Here is an 18,276-nt window from a genome sequence, read left to right as displayed (position 1 = left end):
GGCATCATGGTATTTATTCTTGGAATCTGTCTTGGCGTAGCTGCGCTTGCACTGCGCTCGATGACTGTAATTGCAGCGACTGGCACGTTGATTGCCATCGCATTTGGTGTCGCCGCACTTGTTTCTGCGTCAGGCGTGCACATCATAACTCTGCTCATTGCGCTTGCTGGGTACAATGTTGGCATTGGAGGTGCCATCGGCGTATTCATGGCCTTGCGTGGATTGCGTACAGCTTAAAAGCTTCTGCGCGTCGCCCTGCTCATATAGTGTCCGTTTCAACGATTTGAGACGGGGCGATGACGCATGAGCATGCTGACATTCATTCTGATGAACACCGCTTTCATAGCAATTGACGGCGCAATGACGTTTGTGCTCTCAAATGCCACGGCTTTGTCCATCGCACAGGCTCGTCTCATCGGCTGCACGATCACGCTTGTTGTGATTGGCTTCTCGATGGCCCGGCTTGTGCCACAGAGCGCCTCAAGCGACGGCCCCAGCCGCACGCAGGCTGCCATCGTTAGCGCGCTGGCCAGCGGTCTGAGTTGCGGGCTTTTTATCCTCATCCTCAGCAGAAGTCCAATGCTGCAATGGCTGGCCGTCTTCGCCGCCAGCGCATTTGCGAGCCTAATTTTCGCCTCCCTCGCCTACAGGCGCGCGCAGAGGCGTTAGACCGTTTCCCATCCGTCTTTTTCAGCGGCGCGGTAGATGGCATCGATGAAGCGCTGGCTGTTTTTCGAGCTTTCCAGCGACACGACCTCAGCCTCTGCGCCACTTGCGGCGGCTGCGAAGGCTTCTATTTCGCGACGATACTGGCGGCTGTCCTGAAAACGGAAGATTTGAGATTGACCGTGGCTCTGGTTGGTAAGCTCAACCTCCTCGGCACCCCAGCGATCTGCGTTGAAGGGAGATTTTACCTCGATGTAACCTTCCGTGCCGTGCAGAACCATGAGCTGACGGGCGGCGAGCTGGGTCGAGATATAGAAGCTGAGTTCGAAATCACCGAAATCGGCCTTCACGCTGGAATAGATATCCGTGCCGAAGACAGGGTCGCGCTCGACCACTGCCTGTACACGCTTCGGCTCCTTGCCGGTGACAAAGCGTGTGGTGATGGTTGGGTAAACGCCGATATCCGGCAATGCGCCGCCGCCGAGTTCCGGAATGTTGCGCATATTGGCCGGATCACGGTTGAAATAGGTGAAGGACCCCTGGACGTGCTTGAGCGTGCCGATGGCACCGGAAGCGAGCAGTTCCCGCACCTTCAGCCACACGGGCGTGTAGGTCACCATATAGGCTTCCGAGATCAGCACCTTGTTGCGGTCCCGGGCGGCAATCAGGCTGTCGATCTCGTTTGCCTTCAGCGCAATCGGCTTTTCGCACAGCACATGCTTGCCCGCATCTGCCGCCTTGATGGACCACTCCACATGCTGGGCGGTTGGCAGCGGAATATAGACGGCATCGATAAGGTCGGATGCCAGCATGTCCTCATAGGAGCCAAAGGCGTGAGGCACGGAGAAACGGTCTGCCAGCGCCCGCGCCTTGGTGAAATCGCGGCTGGCGATGGCGGTGACAACGGCGTTTTCCGCATCCTGAATAGCGGGAATAACCAGCTCCCGACCAATCTTCGCCGTCGACAAAATTCCAAAACGCAGCATGCAAACCTCCACAATGTTGGGCGGCACCTTATCACGCTCTGATCCGCGTGCAACATGTCCACGCGCCATGAACCATCATGGCTGAAAATGTCCGCTCTTCGGCGCTTCCGTTTCTTTCGTCTTTCTATTGAAGGCTCAATACTGTAATTCCAAGAAATCGGAGATACATGAAATGTCCCATACGAAGACAGCGCTTCTGGTGATCGATGTGCAACAGTCCTTTCGGCACGCCCCTTATTTCGATGAAAGCGGCCTGCCCGCCTTTCTCGCCGCTCAGCAGAAACTGATCGATGGCGCACAGGCCGCAGGCATTCCCATCATCCAGATTTTCCACGTCGACGGCGACCGCGCCTTTGCTGAGGACAGCGGCTTCATCCGCGCGCTCGATGGCATCACGATCAACCCGACAGTGACGTTCCGCAAGAACCGCCATTCGGCCTTTGTTGGCACGGAGCTGGATGCCTGGCTGAAGAGCCACGGCATCGAGCGGCTGATTGTATCAGGCATTCGCACCGAGCAGTGCTGCGAGACCACCACGCGGCACGGTTCCGATATGGGATATGCGATTGATTTCGTGACCGAGGCGACGCTGACATTTCCGATGACGCATACCTCTGGCACGGTGTTTTCGGCAGAGGATATCGCCAAGCGCACCGAACTGGTTCTCGCTGGCCGTTTCGCCCGCATCACCACTGTCGATGGTGCCTTGCTGGCGCAACAAGACGCCGCATGATGACCGGCACCACCACGCAGACAAAGGCCATACCGGTTTTCGTGGTGCTGCCCGCACAGACGCTGTTGCTGGATGTCGCAGGGCCGCTGGAGGTTCTGCGATACGCCAATGACCAGCAAAGTGCTATCAGGTTCGATTTTGCCTATGTGGCAGCAAACCCGACCCAGACAACGACCATCGGGCTGCTGCTGTCAGGGCTTCAACCCTTGCCAGAAACACTGCCTGAAAATGCCATGGTCATCATCGCAGGCGGATCGTTGCTGGAAACAGTACAGGGCAGCCCACGGCCGGAGCGGCGTTCTCTGGCGGACTGGCTGCGGCGATGCGTGCGAAGCGATACCACAGTCGTTTCCATCTGCTCGGGCGCGCTGATTGCCGCCGAAGCAGGGCTTTTCGATCATCGCCACTGCACCACCCATGCCGACTGCATGGATGAATTGCGGCAGATTGCGCCCCTGGCCTATGCGGTGAGCAACCGGCTATTCGTGGAGGATGGGCGCTACTTTTCCAGTGCTGGCATAACCACCGGCATCGACCTTCTGCTGCACATCGTCTCGAGCCTCACCAGCCATGCCGTCGCCTCCCGCGTTGCCCAGATCATGGTTATCTATATCAGACGGACCGCCAATGATCCGCAAATCTCTCCCTGGCTGTCAGGGCGAAACCACATCCACCCTTCCGTTCACCGGGCGCAGGATGCCATCGTTGCCAACCCCGCCGCCGAGTGGTCGCTGGGGAAACTTGCCGATGTGGCCCATTTGAGCGAGCGCCATCTCTCCCGGCTTTTTCGCGAGCATACAGGGCTGAGTGTGGTGGACTATATCAACCTGATGCGCGTCAATCTCGCGGCTGATATCCTGACGCATTCCCGGCTGGACATGGAGGCTGTGGCGGAACGATCCGGCTTTGCATCTGCCCGCCATCTTCGTCGTGTCTGGCAGCAGCACCATGCGCAACCGCCCAGTTCTTTCCGAACGCTTTCGTCCTGATCGTCCTTTGCATCACAGGCGCGAGGGCCAGGCATCAACGAAATTCAATGGTTATGCCGTGGGCCGCTTGATAGTGTCGCGCCTATCATGAAAGCAAAGGGAGTATTGTCCGTGGAGAAACGTGCGCTTGGCCGAACCGGCCTTTCCATCGCCCCCATCGTGTTTGGTGGAAACGTGTTTGGCTGGACTGCGGATGAAAAGACCTCGTTTCAGTTGCTGGACGCCTTCTTCGACGCAGGCTTCAACACCATCGACACAGCGGATGTGTATTCCGCATGGGTGCCGGGGCATGAGGGTGGCGAATCCGAGACCATTATCGGCAAATGGCTGAAAACAGGCAGCGTTGCTCGCGACAAGGCGATCATTGTTTCCAAGGTCGGCTATGACAAGGGCCTCAAGCCGCAATGGATTGAGCAAGCCGTCGAGGCATCGCTGCGCCGTCTGCAGACTGACTACATCGACCTTTATCTGGCGCATAAGCCGGATGCCGAGACACCGATTGAAGACACGCTGGCCGCTTTCACAAAACTGAAAGAGCAAGGCAAGGTGCGCGCCATCGGTTGCTCCAATTATGATGCACCGGAGTTGCAGGCGGCACTGGATGTTTCGGCCCAAACAGGGCTTGCCCGCTTTGATGTCGTTCAGCCGGAATACAATCTCTACACCCGCGAGAGATTCGAAGGGCCGCTTGCGGAACTTTCGCTGAAGGAAGATATCGGCGTCATCAATTATTACAGCCTTGCGGCTGGATTTCTGACCGGCAAATACCGCAGCAAAGCCGACACGGAAGGCGTCGCGCGATCCTACCGCGTGGGCGATTACGTCAATGCGCGTGGACTTGAGATTTTGGGTGCCATGGACACGATCGCCGCGCAAACAGGCGCAAAGCTTGCCGATATCGCGCTTGCCTGGCTGTTGCGCAAACAGGCCGTCACCGCGCCCATCGCAAGCGCCACCAGCCTCTCGCAACTGGAAAGCTTCAAGCGCGCCACGGAACTGAAATTGACCGACGACATGGTCGCCCTTCTCGACAAGGCAGGCGCATGATGAAGCCAGAGATTCGTGATGCACTCCCTGAAGATAAGGTGGATTGGCTGAAACTGTGGAACGATTATCTTGCCTTCTATAGTGTCGATCTTGCCGACGATGTGACAGACCACACATGGGCGCGCATTGTTGACCCGACTTCGCGCGTATCTGCGCGCCTTGCCATCGTGGATGGGCAAGTGGCCGGCTTTGCCATCCATCACTTCCATGATTCCACCTGGGTCAAGACACCGGACTGCTATCTGGAAGACCTGTTTATCGACAGCAGCATTCGCGGCAAAGGCATAGGGCGGGCGCTGATTGATGATCTCATTGCCATCTGCCGGGACAAGGGCTGGTCACGTCTCTATTGGCACACCAATGAAGACAATGAGCGGGCGCGCAAGCTCTATGACAGCTATGTCGAGAGCGATGGCCATATTCGCTACCGCATCAAGTTCTGACGCGGAAAAAATCCACGAAAGCCCTCAACGCCGGTCGCATTTGCTGGCGTGAGGGATAATAGATGTAAAAGCCATCGAAGGGCGCGCACCAGTCTTCCAGCACACGGATCAGACGGCGCTCCCTGATATCGTCTTCGATGCGCTGCTCGAAAACGAAGGCCAGCCCCGCACCATCAATGGCTGCCGAGCGGATGAGGCTTTGATCGGAGAGGATCAGCGGCCCCTCAACATCAACCACCAGCGGCTTGCGATCCTTCTCCAACTCCCAGCGATAGATGAGCCCGCTTGAAAAGCGGCGGCGAATGCAGCGATGTTGCATGAGATCGCGCGGATGCTGCGGCATCGGATGATGGTCGAAATAGGCCGGCGAGCCGACGATGGCGCCGCATAACGGGCCGCTCGCGCGAACCGCAATCATATCCGCTTCCAGATTCTCACCCAGCCGCAAACCGGCATCGAAGCCTTTTGCCACAATATCCTCGAAGCGATCATCGGTGGAGATTTCCAGTGCGATATCCGGATAGCGGCTGAGAAATTCCCCGAGCCTTGGCACGATGATATCTTCCGCCGCCAGCCGTGGCATGGTGATGCGCAACGGCCCGGCGGCGCGTCCGCCCTGTTCAGCCAGCGCGCCAATGACGGCATCGATATCGGCAAGCGCCGGTGCGAGTGTTTCAAGCAGCCTGCGACCTTCCTGCGTGGGCGAAACGCTGCGTGTGGTGCGGTGAAGCAGGCGCAAGCCGAGGCTGAGTTCCAGCGACGACACCGCATGGCTGACAGCGGACGGGGCAATGCCCAGCTCTGCCGCAGCCTTGCGGAAGCTCAGACCTTCAGCCACGGCGGCAAGAACTGCCAATTGTGAGAGTTGAACGCGGTTCATTGTTCGAAATGATAGAACAAGCTGGAGTGAATTACAGCAGTTATTTTGCCCTTCACGAGACGCTATCTTACAGCATGCCCTTGATGACAAGGCGGCTCCCTAGGGAAGGACATTCCAATGCAAAACAGAATTCTCGGCAAAGATCTCACGGTTTCCGCCCTCGGGCTTGGCTGCATGGGCATGAGCCATGCCTATAGCCCCTCTGCGGATGAAAGCGCATCGATTGCGACGCTTCACCGGGCGGTGGAACTGGGCGTCACATTCTTCGATACGGCGGAGGTTTATGGCCCCCACACCAATGAGGTGCTGGTTGGCAAAGGCCTGAAGCCGCTTCGGGACAAGGTGACCATTGCGACGAAATTCGGTTTCAAGATCGATACCAGCAAGCCTGCCGGGCAGATGATGGTGGGAACCGACAGCACGCCGAAAAATGTGCACGCGGTTGCCGACGCCTCGCTGACGCGGCTGGGCGTCGATGTGATCGATCTGTTCTACCAGCACCGGGTTGATCCCAATGTGCCCATCGAAGACACGGTCGGCGCCATGGCGGAACTGGTTGCGGCTGGCAAGGTGCGATATCTGGGGCTTTCGGAAGCCAATGCCGGAACGATCCGCAAGGCGCATGCCACCCACCCCATCACCGCACTTCAAAGCGAATATTCACTGTGGACGCGCGACGTGGAAACCAATGGCGTGCTGGATACCTGCCGCGAACTGGGGATTGGCTTTGTGCCGTTCAGCCCGCTGGGTCGTGGCGTTCTGACCGGGGCGTTGAAGAAGCTCGATGGCCTTTCCGATACGGATTTCCGCCGCTCCCTGCCCCGCTTTCAGGCGGAAAATTTCGACGCCAATCTGGCGCTCGTCACACTGCTGGAAGATATGGCAGCGCAGAAGGGTGTGACGGCAGCCCAACTGGCGCTCGCCTGGGTGCTGGCGCAGGGCGACTTCATCGTGCCCATTCCCGGCACCACCAAGATTGCCAATCTGGAAACTAATGTCGCGGCTGCGGATATTGTTCTGAGTGCCGATGAGGCCGCGAAGCTGGGTGAGCTTCTGTCTCCGACCAAGGTGGCGGGCGGGCGCTATCCCGAGCAGATGGCAGCGATGGCGAACCGTTAAAACACAAAGGCCGGGGAAGAATTTTCCCCGGTCTTTTGAGTTCAAGCACTATCCGTCAATCAGGCGCGCAAAACGCCGCCCGTCGATTTCTCGACATTGCCGACGATCTTGGCCGTCAGCGCTTCGAAATCCTCATCGGTCAGGGTCTTGTCAACCGGCTGGATCTGCACCTCGATGGCGATGGACTTCTTGTTCTCACCAACGGACGCGCCTTCGAATACGTCAAAGACATTGACGCCCGTGACGAGCTTGCGGTCAGCACTGGTTGCAGCCTTGATGATGGCACCGGCTTCGACCGAGCGATCCACCACGAAAGCGAAGTCACGCTTCACGGTCTGGAAGGGTGACAGGTCAAGAGCCGGCTTGGTGCGTGTTGCCTTCTTCTTCGGCTCAGGCATGGCATCGAGATAGATTTCGAAACCGGCGTAGACGCCTGACACATCCAGTTCTGACAACGTCTTCGGATGGAATTCTCCGAACGTGCCGAGGATGACCTTTGGCCCCATCTTGATCGTGCCGGAGCGACCGGGGTGATACCAGCCGGGTGCGCCCGCTTCGATCTGCACATTGCTCATGGGCAGGCCGCAGGCTTCGATGACCGCCAGCGCATCGGCCTTGGCATCGTAGACATCGACAGGCTTGCCACCGCCCTTGGTGGCGTTGGACCACATGCGACCGGAACCGGCAAGCGTTGCGGTGCCCCGGCGAATGCCGCCAGCCACGCGACGCTGGCCTTCCGGCGTGTCGCTTTCATAGGTGCCAGAAACCTCGAAGATTGCCACATCCGCATGGCCCTTGTCGGCATTGCGCTGTGCGGCGGTCAACAGTCCGGGCAGAAGTGATGGCCGCATATCCGACATGTCGGCAGCAATGGGGTTGGCCAGCTTGAGGGCTGCCGAACCACCACCGAAGAGCTTGGCCTGGGCTTCAGGAATGAAGGACCATGTGACGGCTTCCAGCATGCCACGGCTGGCCAGCGCCCGGCGTGCCGTGCGCGTGCGGATCTGCAGCGTCGTCAGAATACGACCATTCACCGCGCCGAAGCTTTCCAGCGGTTCAGGCTTGATATTATCGACGCCATGAATGCGCATGACCTCTTCCACCAGATCGGCCTTGCCATCCACATCGGGACGCCAGGATGGAACATACACGCTGACGCGCTCGCCCGATCCTTCGATGCCAAAACCCAGACCCTTGAGAATATGGAGGCTTTCTTCGCTCGAGATTTCAAGACCCGTCAGGCGCTTGACGTCCGACAATGGGAAATCCACGAACTTTGGTTCAAAGCCCTTATAGCCGACGATCTTGGCTTCTGCTGCGGTTCCACCGCACAGCTCCAGAACCAGTTCCGTCGTGCGCTCAAGGCCCGGCACCATATATTCAGGGTCAATGCCGCGCTCAAAGCGGTAACGCGCATCAGTAATGATACCCAGCGCACGGCCTGATTTGGCGATGTTAATCGGGTCCCAGAGAGCGGACTCGATCAGCACATCCGTGGTGTTTTCATCGCAGCCGGAATGCTCGCCGCCCATGATGCCGCCGATGGATTCGATGCCGTTATCATCGGCAATGACGACGTTGTTGGGCCCAAGCTTATATTCGCGCTGGTCCAGCGCAAGGATGGTTTCACCGTCCTTGGCGCGACGTACGACGAGGTTGCCCTTGACCTTTGCCGCATCGAAGACGTGCATTGGACGACCCTGATCGAAGGTCATGTAATTGGTGATATCGACCAGTGCATTGATCGGGCGAAGGCCGATGGCGAGCAGACGCTGCTGCATCCATTTCGGGCTTGGGCCGTTCTTCACGCCGCGCACGAGGCGCAGGCTGAAGCCGGGGCAAAGTGCGGCGTCATCTAGATCGAGCATCACATCTACGGAGGTCTGACCTTCGACCTTGAAGCCCGGTGCAGGCATTGTCTTCAGCGTGCCGAGACCGGAAGCCGCGAGATCGCGCGCAATGCCGTAGATCGAAGTGCAATCCGGCCGGTTCGGCGTAAGGTTGATCTCAATCATGGGATCATCAAGACCGGCATAGGTCGCGAAAGACGTGCCAACAGGCGCATCATCCGGCAGATCGATAATGCCATCATGGCTATCGGACATATTGAGCTCTTTTTCCGAGCACATCATGCCATGGCTTTCAACACCGCGGATCTTGCCGATGGCAAGCGTCACATCAATGCCCGGAACATAGTCACCCGGACGCGCCAGCGCGCCGACAAGGCCAGCACGCGCATTCGGCGCACCGCAGACGATCTGCACCGGCTTGCCGTCGCCCGCATCGACGCTTAGCACCTTGAGGCGATCAGCTTCTGGGTGCTTTTCAGCGCTCAGGATTTTGGCAATGACGAAGGGCTTATAAGCCGCCTTGTCATCGACATCCTCGACCTCGAGGCCGATGGCTGTCAGGCGTTCGCAGATCTGTTCAAGAGACGCATCGGTTTCGAGATGCTCTTTCAGCCAGGAGAGTGTGAATTTCATCGTCTTTTCTCCTTAACTGCTCAAACCGCCGAACAATGTGGGCATGTCGAGCGGGCGGAAGCCATAGTGGTTCATCCAGCGAACGTCGGCGTTGAAGAAGTCGCGCAGGTCAGGCATGCCGTATTTCAGCATGGCGATGCGGTCGAGACCCATGCCCCAGGCAAAGCCCTGATACTCATCCGGGTCCAGGCCAACGGCGCGCAGAACATTCGGGTGGACCATGCCGCAGCCGAGGATTTCCATCCAGTCCTTGCCTTCGCCGAATTTGACGATGGGACCGGAACGGTCGCACTGGATATCCACTTCGAAGCTTGGCTCCGTGAAGGGGAAGAAAGACGGGCGGAACCGCATGACGACGCTGTCGACTTCGAAAAAGGTCTTGCAGAATTCTTCGAGAACCCAACGCAGATTGCCGACATGCGCCTTCTTGTCGATGACCAGACCCTCGACCTGATGGAACATCGGCGAATGGGTAGCATCCGAGTCCTGACGATATGTCTTGCCGGGAATGACGATGCGGATCGGCGGCTTCTGGGTTTCCATGGTGCGGATCTGCACAGGCGATGTGTGCGTGCGCAGCACCTTGCGCTCACCCTTCTCATCCGGCGGGAAGAAGAAGGTGTCGTGCATTTCACGCGCCGGATGCCCTTCCGGGAAATTCAGAGCCGTGAAGTTATAATAGTCGGTTTCGATATCCGGGCCTTCGGCAATGGAGAAGCCCATATCGGCGAAGATGGCGGTGATCTCATCAACGATCTGGCTGATCGGATGAATGCGGCCACGCTCGGCGGGCGACTGGCGAACCGGCAGGCTGATATCCAGCGTTTCCGCCTGAAGGCGTGCCGTGATGGCGGCGTCTTTCAGTTCTGTTTTACGGGCGGAAATCAGATCCGTCACTTCGGTCTTGAGCTGGTTGATGGCCGCGCCACGGGTCTGGCGCTCTTCCGGCGTCATGGCGCCCAGCGTCTTCAAAAGCTCCGAAACCGAGCCCTTTTTGCCCAGAGCAGAAACCCGCACGGCTTCGATGGAAGCCTCATCTGCGGCGCCCGCGATTTCCGACATCAATTGCGATTTCAACGTATCAAGTTCGGTCATATTTTCCTGCCTCGCCGGGCTTATGCCTGCGGCTTCGGGTTCACAGCATTCTTCAGATAATCGGTCGCCACGATAAAGCGTCGGAGATCACTACCCATCTGCACGCGCCCAATCAACCGTGCCAGCGGCAAAAAACGGCTGAGAACGCCCACCAGTCGCTGCAATTCGGCGATTGCCGCCTTTGGTGCACGCAATGCCCATGCCTGATAGGCGGCATCGAGCGTGATTTCGCCGTTCTGGGCAAGGTCTGTCAGCGGCAGAAACAGCAGCCAGAGATCGCGGGCCTGCGCGGTTTCAAGCGGCATGACCGCTTGCGGCTCTTCCTCGAAATCCATGAAGCCGATGCGGCCATGGCTCAGAAAGAAATCGCGCACGTGCGGGCGACCATGACACAATCCGGCGGCATGGAGTTCGCCGATTGCGGCAGCGCATTGGATAACCAGTTCATCATGACCGGGTTCGCCATTCCGGCGCTTCGCACTGAGGGTTCGCTGAACAGTTGGCCCGACGTCCGAGAGGACTATAGCTGTGTCGGACTGATAGATGATTTCGGGCACAGGAAAACCCCTACTGCCAAATTCGCCCATCCGGCGCTTTTCACGCGCCATCATTAAATCCGGCGTCAGCGTGGGGGACGGCCTGAGGAACTTGTATGGCAAGGCGGATGCAAGACCGGCTTGAAGCTGGAGCAACCACCGGGGCAGTTCTGCACCTTGGCGCTTGATCCATACAGACCCGATAGAGAGTTCCAGCTTTTGAACCCGACCTTCGCTGGCCACAAGAGCCTGCATCAGGGCAGCAATATCCGCATCCTCAAGATGGATGTGAAATCCTTTTGCTCTCTCATCAGGGTCAGCGGTTTGGTGCATTCAAAACTCGTGCACGGGAACATTGCCCGTTTTGCGGTTCAAACTCCGCCGGAAACAGAAAAACCCGCACCGGTTTCCCGGCGCGGGTTTCAAATGAACAACAATTTGTCCGCGCCGTAATTACTTTACAGCGGTTTCAAACTCGTTGGTTGTGCCTGCGTCCTTGAGGTACTCAAGAGCCTTCTTTGCGCTTTCGACGAGAACGCCGAATGCTGCTGGCTCATGAATTGCCATGTCAGACAGAACCTTACGGTCAACTTCGATGCCAGCCTTGTTGAGGCCGTCGATGAAGCGGCCGTAGGTCAGGCCGAATTCGCGAACTGCCGCGTTGATACGCTGGATCCACAGAGCGCGGAAGTTGCGCTTGTTGACCTTACGGTCGCGGTAAGCGTACTGCTTGGAACGATCCACAGCAGCCTTGGCTGCGCGGATGGTGTTCTTGCGGCGGCCGTAGAAGCCCTTGGCTGCCTTGAGTGTCTTGGTGTGCTTGGCGCGGGAAGTTACGCCACGTTTTACGCGTGCCATGTCATGATCTCCTTAAAATGTCCAAAAGTGCGGAAAAGTCTTAGAGACCGTTCGGCAGATAGTTCTTGACGACCTTCTTGGCGTCTGGCTCGGCCAGAACCATCGTTCCGCGTGCGTCGCGAATGAACTTGTTGGACCGCTTGATCATGCCGTGGCGCTTACCGGCGGCAGCTGCGAGAACCTTGCCGGTGCCTGTGATCTTGAACCGCTTTTTAGCGGCGGACTTCGTCTTCATCTTGGGCATTTTGCTACTCCATTCTTGTATCGAAAACAGGCAGACGGAGCCTGCTTTCAAGCTATTCTGGAACGGACACGGCATGCCCTGCCGGACCGTTCGGACGCGCTCCTATAACCGCAGTTATAGAAAAGAGCAACGGGGAATCATAAATTCCCTGCAGTTTGAGCGCCAGGCGCCCGGATGGACGCCAAAAGCACGCTCTGGATCGAATGTTTGCGCATCTGAAACGATGCGCTTTGCCAAACGCCTGAAACCAGACGTCAGCGAGTTACTTCGGCGCCAGCACCATCATCATCTGACGTCCCTCGAGCTTCGGTTCGGCTTCAACCTTGGCAATGGCCAGAGTGTCTTCCTTGACCTGCAGCAGAAGCTTCATGCCGAGTTCCTGGTGGGCCATTTCGCGGCCACGGAACTTCAGCGTCACTTTTACCTTGTCGCCTTCTTCAAAGAAACGGTTCATAGCCTTCATCTTCACCTCATAGTCATGGGTGTCGATGTTGGGCCGCATCTTGATTTCCTTGACCTCAACGATCTTCTGCTTCTTGCGCGCTTCGGCCGCTTTTTTCTGGGTCGAGTACTTCAGCTTGCCAAGATCAAGAATCTTACATACAGGCGGTTCGGCGTTCGGCGAAATCTCAACGAGATCGAGACCGGCGTCTTCCGCCATCTTCAGAGCCTGGTCCGTCGGCATGACGCCAAGGTTCTGGCCTTCTTCATCAATCAGCTGAATCTTGGGAATTCGAATTTCCCTGTTGGAGCGCGGGCCCTCTTTGACGGGGGCATCGGCTTTGAACGGTCTGCGAATGGTCGTATTCTCCTGATCTGTTTCGGGATCGCGTCGGCAAAAACCAGCTTGTCGGTGCAAATGGCGGAAATGTCGTGAATGCCGCCGCGAAGTCAATAGCATGTCTGCGCAAAAAAATCACCTCCTGTCGTGCTTTTTACGAATCTGCACTACATAACCATCAAATTGCAGGAGAATAACGCCAAGATGACTGAGCAACCCATCGAATACATCACCGTCGGCGCGAGCGGCGACACACGCGAGATCGCTATACTCTCACGCCCTGCGGCAAAACAGGATGACGCCCCTGCCCTTGTTTGGCTGGGCGGCTATCGGTCCGACATGACGGGCACCAAGGCGGTGGAGCTGGACCGTTTCGCGCAAGAGAGTGGCTTGGCCTGCATACGTCTGGATTACTCCGGCCACGGTGCCTCCAAGGGTGACTTCAACAAGGGCACGATTTCGCGCTGGCTTGAAGAAACGATGGTCGTGCTGCGCCACACGGCGCCCAAGCGGATCGTGGCGGTCGGCTCTTCCATGGGCGGCTGGATTGCGCTGAGATTGGTCGAGGAACTGCGCAAGCAGACAGAAGGCCCCGCAATCGACGGGCTGCTGCTGATTGCGCCAGCACCTGATTTTACCGCCGAGTTGATCGAGCCAAACCTTTCGGATGCGGAAAAAGCGTCTCTGGTTGAACGCGGTTATTTCGAGGAACCGTCCGAATACAGTAGCGAACCCAACATCTTTACGCGCGACCTGATCGAGGATGGACGCAACAATCTGGTGCTGAAGGGCATCATAGAAACGGGCTGCCCCGTCCACATTCTTCAGGGCATGAAAGATGACGACGTGCCCTATTCTCACGCGCTCAAACTGCTCGACCACCTACCTGCCGATGATGTCGTGCTCAGCCTTATCCGCGATGGCGACCACCGCTTGTCGCGTCCACAGGATATAGAACGGATGCTAGCGGCGGCGAAAAGCCTCGCTCTGCATGGGCAGCAGCCCCGATCTTAACCATATTATTCATCTAGCGTTCACGAATGGTGAGTTCCGATTGACACATGCCCCTGTAGCCTCTTAACTTTTCATTAAGATTTTAAGGGACGGGTTTCATGAAGAACGCACCTCGGGCGCTTGCTCTGCTGTTCGCAGTCGCGGCAGGACTAATGTCTGCGGCCTCTGCGCAGGCTGAAAACAAGGGCAGCCCCGCCATGGTCACCGGAGGGATCACGTCCCAGCCCATCGGTCATTACGAGTTCTGCCAGAAGTACCAGTCCGAATGCGACATTCGCAGCAAGCTGACCCCGCCACCAAGGGTGACGGAATATGGCTGGAACGTCATTCGCGAAGTCAATAAAGACATCAATTCCCGCATCATCGCTATGACGGACCAGGAAGTCTACGGCAAGGATGAAGTCTGGGAATACCCGAAGACTGCTGGTGACTGCGAAGATTTCGTGCTGTTGAAGCGCAAGACGCTGATTGAAAAGGGTTTTGCCGTTTCCGACCTGCTGATAACAGTCGTTCGCAAGCCTGATGGCGAGGGTCACGCCGTGCTGACCTTGCGCACCAACAATGGCGATTTCATTCTCGACAACCTGTCGGATGACGTCAAACTTTGGACGGATACCAACTACACCTATCTGAAGCGTCAGGCCTCGTTCAACACAGGCCGCTGGGTTTCCATCGAAGATGGCCGCGACGTGCTGGTGGGCGCCCTTCGGTAACCTGCCAGAACCGCCTTCAGCTTTCGGCTAAAAGCCCGGATGCCAGATGGCGAAAGGCGTCCACTGCCTTGGGAAAGGCTTCGCGGGGTTCATCCGAAGCGGCAATCCACAGGGCCGCATTCAGCACCGCGCCATTCAGCAGCCAAGTCGCCGCCTTGGCATCCACGGGTTTTAACGTTCCATCATCGATCAGGGCCTGAACCGTATTTTCGATACGCTTCAAACAAGCCGTCTGGTTTGGCCATTTGGCGGGATCGCCGAGGACGGCGGGGCCGTCAAGCAGCATCACCCGCTGTATCTCTGGCTCAAGCGCCATTTCGATATAGGCCGTACTCTCAGACAGCAAACCAAGCCAGGGTGTCTCCGCACCCTCTTGCACAACGCGCAGTCGCGCTAGCATTTCCGCGTCGATCTGGTCGATCACGGCCTGCAGCAGGCCCTTCTTGTCACCGAAATTGTGATAGAGCGCGCCGCGCGTCAGCCCGGCCTCTGCCGTGATGTCGTCCATGGATGAGGCGGCATAGCCCTTGGTCGCAAATGCTTTCCGGGCCGCACTGATGAGCTTTTCGCGGGTCTCCTCAACCATCTGCGCTCTCGTTCTCGGTGCCATATCCGTGCCTCTCATTAACATACGCGGCGTATGCCTATTGACATACGTCGCGTATGTGGACTATTTAAACATACGGAGCGTATATCAAACTTCGTTCCGCCGAGTAAAGCCAATCAATCGCCAGACTGCACACTCTGCGCCTGTCGCATCCAGCGATGCGCGGGCATGGATGCGGCTGCCTTGCGCAAAGGAACACGACAATGGGTAAACGAGACGCTATTTTTCCACCGGGCCGACATGCGCTTTATGAAAAGCATGGCTATTCCGCCGCCGTGCGCTCCGGTGATCTGCTGTTTGTTTCAGGCCAGGTTGGCAGCCGTGACGATGGGTCAACAGAGCCTGATTTCGCAAAACAGGTGCAGCTGGCCTTTGACAATCTCAAAGCGGTGCTCGCTGCCGCCGGTGCGACATTCGATGACATCATAGACGTCACCACCTTCCACACCGACCCTGAAAGCCAAATGGCAACGATCATGGCGGTGAAGGAGACCGTCTTCAGTGAACAGCCCTACCCTACCTGGACGGCGGTCGGCGTGAACTGGCTGGCCGGGTTCGATTTCGAAATCAAGGTTATTGCGCGCGTTCCCTTGGCCGCATGACCATGACGACAGGGGTTGAGGGGTTTCGCAACCCCTCTCCCTTGGTCAACCATTGCCGATCAGGATGCCAGCGGCAAGCACGAGGGAGCCGCCGAGCACCACCTGAAACACCGCCCGCATAAATGGCGTTTCCATATAGCGGTTCTGGATGAAGGCGATGGCCCACAGCTCCACGAAGACGATGATGGCGGCCACAGCGGTGGCGGTCCAGAAATGCGAAATGAGGTAAGGCAGCGTGTGGCCAAGGCCACCAATGGTGGTCATGATGCCCGAGGCAAGGCCACGCTTGAACGGGGATCCACGACCGGACAGCTTGCCATCATCATGGGCCGCTTCCGTAAAGCCCATGGAAATACCAGCGCCCACGGATGCCGAAAGGCCGATGAGGAAGGTCTGCCAGGTATCCTGCGTGGCAAAGGCGGCGGCGAAAATCGGGGCGAGCGTGGAGACGGAACCATCCATCAGGCCCGCCAGACCTGGCTGGATATAGGTCAGCAGAAACTGCCGCTTGGCGGTCTGTTCTTCCTCAGATTTCGCATCGTCAGGTAAATGCTTGCCATCCAGCATGGTGGCGATGTCTTCATGCGCACGCTCGGCCTCCGCCAGATCGCCCAGCAGCTTGCGAGTGGAGGCGTCTGTAACGTGCTTGATGGCTTCCTCGTAAAACCGGATGGCCTGCTGTTCCATCTCTTCCGCCTGCGCACGGATTTTTTCCAAGGGCAGGTTTTTCACAAGCCAATCGGGTTTGCGCTCATAAAAGCCGCTGACATGTTCCCGGCGAATGAGGGGAATGAACTCGCCGAAGCGATCCTGATGCATGCCGATCAGCATGTTGCGGTGCGCCTGCTCCACCTCTGCCATATCCGCAAAGACCTTGGCTGATTGAGGAAACTGCGCCCGCAGGTGATCGGCATAGGACCGATAAATCCGCGCATCGTCTTCCTCAGACGATATCGCTAGGGCAAGAATTTCCTGCTCGGTTAGGGATGCAAATGGACGCTTTGAGCGGGGAAACAGGCTGCGCAACATGATAAGGCTCTCCTTAGAATGATTCTAAATATACCCGTAGCGAGGGACGCGCAAGCGAAATTAGAATGATTCTAATTTGATCGTCGCAGCGTGATCGCCCACTTAGAACCTTCGCTGACCACCCAGACGGTTTGACCGGCAATTGCGCGCAACGTTGTTTCGACATCCGGAGAGACTGACTTCGGAGGCAAGCAAGCTCGGCTGACGTGCATTAGAAAAGCCGACAGGATGCCGCATTTGCTACAACAATGTCTTGAAGGCTGCTTGCGGACATGGTTATTAGTTGACGGGAGGCGTACCATGCGGTTCGCCTATAGTGCTACATTCAAGGCTTGAATCACAATGGATCGCAGATCATTTATCCGCCGGGCTGGTGCCGTTGGCGCTGGCGTTACCGCAACCGCTCTCGCAGCCCCTGCTATCGCGCAGGAAAATCCCAAGATCAACTGGCGCATGACCTCGTCCTTCACCAAGGGACTGGACATTCTGTTCGGCGCTGGCCAGATCGTTGCGGATCATGTGAAGGAAGCATCCGGCGGCAACTTCGTCATTCAGCATTTTGCTGGCGGCGAAATCGTGCCTGCACTTCAGGCAGCAGATGCGGTCACATCAGGCACGGTCGAAATGGCCCACACCTGCTCCTATTATTATGTCGGCAAGGACCCGACCTTTGCACTCGGCACATCCATTCCTTTCGGCCTCAATGCCCGCCAGACCAATGCCTGGTTCAACCAGGCCGGTGGCAACGAGCTGATGAACGAGTTCCTGGCCAAGCATAACATCTATTCCATTCTGCTCGGCAACACCGGCGCGCAGATGGGCGGTTGGTTCCGCAAGGAAATCAACACGATCGATGATCTGAAGGGCCTGAAGATGCGCATTGCTGGCCTGACGGGCCAGGTCATGAAGAAGGTCGGCGTTACCCCGCAGCAGATTGCTGCCGGCGATGTCTATGCGGCGCTGGAAAAAGGCACGATCGACGCGACGGAATTTGTCGGTCCTTACGACGACCAGAAGCTCGGCTTCTACAAGGTTGCGAAATACTACTACTATCCAGCATGGTGGGAAGGTGGCCCCGCCTGCCACGCCTTCGTGAACCTCGAGAAATTCAACAGCCTGCCTGAAAACTACAAGCGCATTCTCAAAGATGCCTGCGCGGCTGGCAGCGCCTCGATGCTGGAGCGTTATGACGCCCGCAACCCAAAGGCTCTGAAGGAACTGGTCGCGCAAGGCGCTATCCTGCGTCCATTCAGCCAGGAAATTCTGGATGTCTGCCACAAGGCGGCGCTGGAAACCTACGCCGAGCTTTCTTCGGTCAATGAGAACTTCAAGAAGATCTACGAGAGCCAGCAGGCGTTCAAGAAGGACGCTTACCTCTGGGCTCAGATCTCCGAATACACCTATGACACCTATATGATGATCCAGCAGCGTAACGGCACGCTTTAATCATC

The 18,276-nt window shown here is 57.4% G+C and carries 21 protein-coding genes; 11 read left to right on the top strand and 10 right to left on the bottom strand.

What is annotated here, in order from left to right; genetic code table 11:
• The first annotated feature begins 6 nt into the window (after window positions 1–6).
• On the top strand, window positions 7–237 hold the full coding sequence (locus tag RQI55_RS07405) for a hypothetical protein (RefSeq protein WP_192063275.1): 231 nt from the start codon (window positions 7–9) through the stop codon (window positions 235–237).
• A gap of 66 nt (window positions 238–303) precedes the next feature.
• Window positions 304–669, top strand: coding sequence for a hypothetical protein (locus RQI55_RS07400; RefSeq protein WP_243256771.1), 366 nt, complete (start codon window positions 304–306; stop codon window positions 667–669).
• Here RQI55_RS07400 and RQI55_RS07395 read toward each other — a convergent pair.
• The gene (locus RQI55_RS07395) at window positions 666–1,652 is read right to left on the bottom strand and encodes a Gfo/Idh/MocA family protein (RefSeq protein WP_243256772.1); all 987 of its coding nucleotides are present in this window, start codon (window positions 1,650–1,652) and stop codon (window positions 666–668) included. The genes RQI55_RS07400 and RQI55_RS07395 overlap by 4 nt on opposite strands.
• A 172-nt stretch (window positions 1,653–1,824) precedes the next feature.
• Here RQI55_RS07395 and RQI55_RS07390 point away from each other — a divergent pair, with 172 nt between their 5' ends.
• The 4 genes from RQI55_RS07390 (at window position 1,825) to RQI55_RS07375 (ending at window position 4,864) form a co-directional block, all read left to right on the top strand.
• Window positions 1,825–2,385, top strand: coding sequence for an isochorismatase family protein (locus RQI55_RS07390; protein WP_243256773.1), 561 nt, complete (start codon window positions 1,825–1,827; stop codon window positions 2,383–2,385).
• Window positions 2,382–3,374 carry a GlxA family transcriptional regulator gene (locus RQI55_RS07385; RefSeq protein ID WP_243256774.1) on the top strand — a complete coding sequence of 331 codons (993 nt, stop codon included), beginning with the start codon at window positions 2,382–2,384 and terminating at the stop codon, window positions 3,372–3,374. Before RQI55_RS07390 ends, RQI55_RS07385 begins: the two co-directional genes overlap by 4 nt.
• 111 nt (window positions 3,375–3,485) lie before the next feature.
• Entirely contained in the window at window positions 3,486–4,421 is a 936-nt protein-coding gene (locus RQI55_RS07380) for an aldo/keto reductase (RefSeq protein WP_243256775.1), read from the top strand.
• On the top strand, window positions 4,421–4,864 hold the full coding sequence (locus tag RQI55_RS07375; RefSeq protein WP_311272559.1) for a GNAT family N-acetyltransferase: 444 nt from the start codon (window positions 4,421–4,423) through the stop codon (window positions 4,862–4,864). Before RQI55_RS07380 ends, RQI55_RS07375 begins: the two co-directional genes overlap by 1 nt.
• Here RQI55_RS07375 and RQI55_RS07370 read toward each other — a convergent pair.
• Window positions 4,854–5,744: a LysR family transcriptional regulator gene (locus RQI55_RS07370; RefSeq protein ID WP_311272444.1), complete on the bottom strand. Its 891-nt coding sequence runs from the start codon at window positions 5,742–5,744 to the stop codon at window positions 4,854–4,856. The genes RQI55_RS07375 and RQI55_RS07370 overlap by 11 nt on opposite strands.
• Before the next feature lie 117 nt (window positions 5,745–5,861).
• Between RQI55_RS07370 and RQI55_RS07365 the strand changes: the two genes are divergently transcribed.
• Window positions 5,862–6,863, top strand: a complete 1,002-nt coding sequence (locus RQI55_RS07365; protein ID WP_243256777.1) for an aldo/keto reductase — start codon at window positions 5,862–5,864, stop codon at window positions 6,861–6,863.
• A gap of 59 nt (window positions 6,864–6,922) precedes the next feature.
• On the opposite strand, the gene pheT is transcribed toward RQI55_RS07365, so the two are convergent.
• From pheT to infC, 6 genes are all read right to left on the bottom strand, one after another.
• Window positions 6,923–9,346 (bottom strand): phenylalanine--tRNA ligase subunit beta, encoded by a 2,424-nt coding sequence (gene pheT, locus RQI55_RS07360; protein WP_243256778.1) that lies wholly within the window; start codon window positions 9,344–9,346, stop codon window positions 6,923–6,925.
• A 12-nt stretch (window positions 9,347–9,358) separates the two neighbouring features.
• Window positions 9,359–10,441: a phenylalanine--tRNA ligase subunit alpha gene (pheS, locus tag RQI55_RS07355; RefSeq protein ID WP_042616321.1), complete on the bottom strand. Its 1,083-nt coding sequence runs from the start codon at window positions 10,439–10,441 to the stop codon at window positions 9,359–9,361.
• Window positions 10,442–10,461: 20 nt separating this feature from the next.
• A complete protein-coding gene (locus RQI55_RS07350; RefSeq protein WP_243256779.1) occupies window positions 10,462–11,310 on the bottom strand; it encodes a lipopolysaccharide kinase InaA family protein in 849 nt (282 codons plus the stop codon).
• A gap of 120 nt (window positions 11,311–11,430) precedes the next feature.
• A complete protein-coding gene (gene rplT, locus RQI55_RS07345; protein ID WP_042616319.1) occupies window positions 11,431–11,835 on the bottom strand; it encodes a 50S ribosomal protein L20 in 405 nt (134 codons plus the stop codon).
• Between the two features lie 40 nt (window positions 11,836–11,875).
• Window positions 11,876–12,079 (bottom strand): 50S ribosomal protein L35, encoded by a 204-nt coding sequence (gene rpmI / locus RQI55_RS07340; RefSeq protein ID WP_042616318.1) that lies wholly within the window; start codon window positions 12,077–12,079, stop codon window positions 11,876–11,878.
• A gap of 262 nt (window positions 12,080–12,341) precedes the next feature.
• Entirely contained in the window at window positions 12,342–12,878 is a 537-nt protein-coding gene (infC, locus tag RQI55_RS07335; protein ID WP_042616409.1) for a translation initiation factor IF-3, read from the bottom strand.
• A gap of 186 nt (window positions 12,879–13,064) precedes the next feature.
• Between infC and RQI55_RS07330 the strand changes: the two genes are divergently transcribed.
• Both RQI55_RS07330 and RQI55_RS07325 read left to right on the top strand, forming a co-directional pair.
• Window positions 13,065–13,874 carry a carboxylesterase gene (locus RQI55_RS07330; protein WP_243256780.1) on the top strand — a complete coding sequence of 270 codons (810 nt, stop codon included), beginning with the start codon at window positions 13,065–13,067 and terminating at the stop codon, window positions 13,872–13,874.
• A 98-nt stretch (window positions 13,875–13,972) separates the two neighbouring features.
• Window positions 13,973–14,587, top strand: a complete 615-nt coding sequence (locus RQI55_RS07325) for a transglutaminase-like cysteine peptidase (protein ID WP_243256781.1) — start codon at window positions 13,973–13,975, stop codon at window positions 14,585–14,587.
• Between the two features lie 16 nt (window positions 14,588–14,603).
• Here the strand turns inward: RQI55_RS07325 and RQI55_RS07320 are convergent, their stop codons facing one another.
• Window positions 14,604–15,197: a TetR/AcrR family transcriptional regulator gene (locus RQI55_RS07320; protein WP_243256782.1), complete on the bottom strand. Its 594-nt coding sequence runs from the start codon at window positions 15,195–15,197 to the stop codon at window positions 14,604–14,606.
• Between the two features lie 200 nt (window positions 15,198–15,397).
• On the opposite strand from RQI55_RS07320, the gene RQI55_RS07315 reads away from it, so the two are divergent.
• Window positions 15,398–15,796 (top strand): RidA family protein, encoded by a 399-nt coding sequence (locus tag RQI55_RS07315; protein ID WP_243256783.1) that lies wholly within the window; start codon window positions 15,398–15,400, stop codon window positions 15,794–15,796.
• A 45-nt stretch (window positions 15,797–15,841) separates the two neighbouring features.
• On the opposite strand, the gene mbfA is transcribed toward RQI55_RS07315, so the two are convergent.
• Window positions 15,842–16,825, bottom strand: coding sequence for an iron exporter MbfA (gene mbfA, locus RQI55_RS07310; RefSeq protein WP_192063260.1), 984 nt, complete (start codon window positions 16,823–16,825; stop codon window positions 15,842–15,844).
• A 342-nt stretch (window positions 16,826–17,167) separates the two neighbouring features.
• Here mbfA and RQI55_RS07305 point away from each other — a divergent pair, with 342 nt between their 5' ends.
• A complete protein-coding gene (locus RQI55_RS07305) occupies window positions 17,168–18,271 on the top strand; it encodes a TRAP transporter substrate-binding protein (protein ID WP_192063259.1) in 1,104 nt (367 codons plus the stop codon).
• Window positions 18,272–18,276: the final 5 nt, after the last annotated feature.

It is taken from the genome of Rhizobium sp. WCS2018Hpa-16, from assembly GCF_031843705.1.
GTDB lineage: Bacteria > Pseudomonadota > Alphaproteobacteria > Rhizobiales > Rhizobiaceae > Agrobacterium > Agrobacterium tumefaciens_C.
Note: the sequence above shows the minus strand (reverse complement) of the source record. Positions and strands in the feature narration are given on the sequence as shown.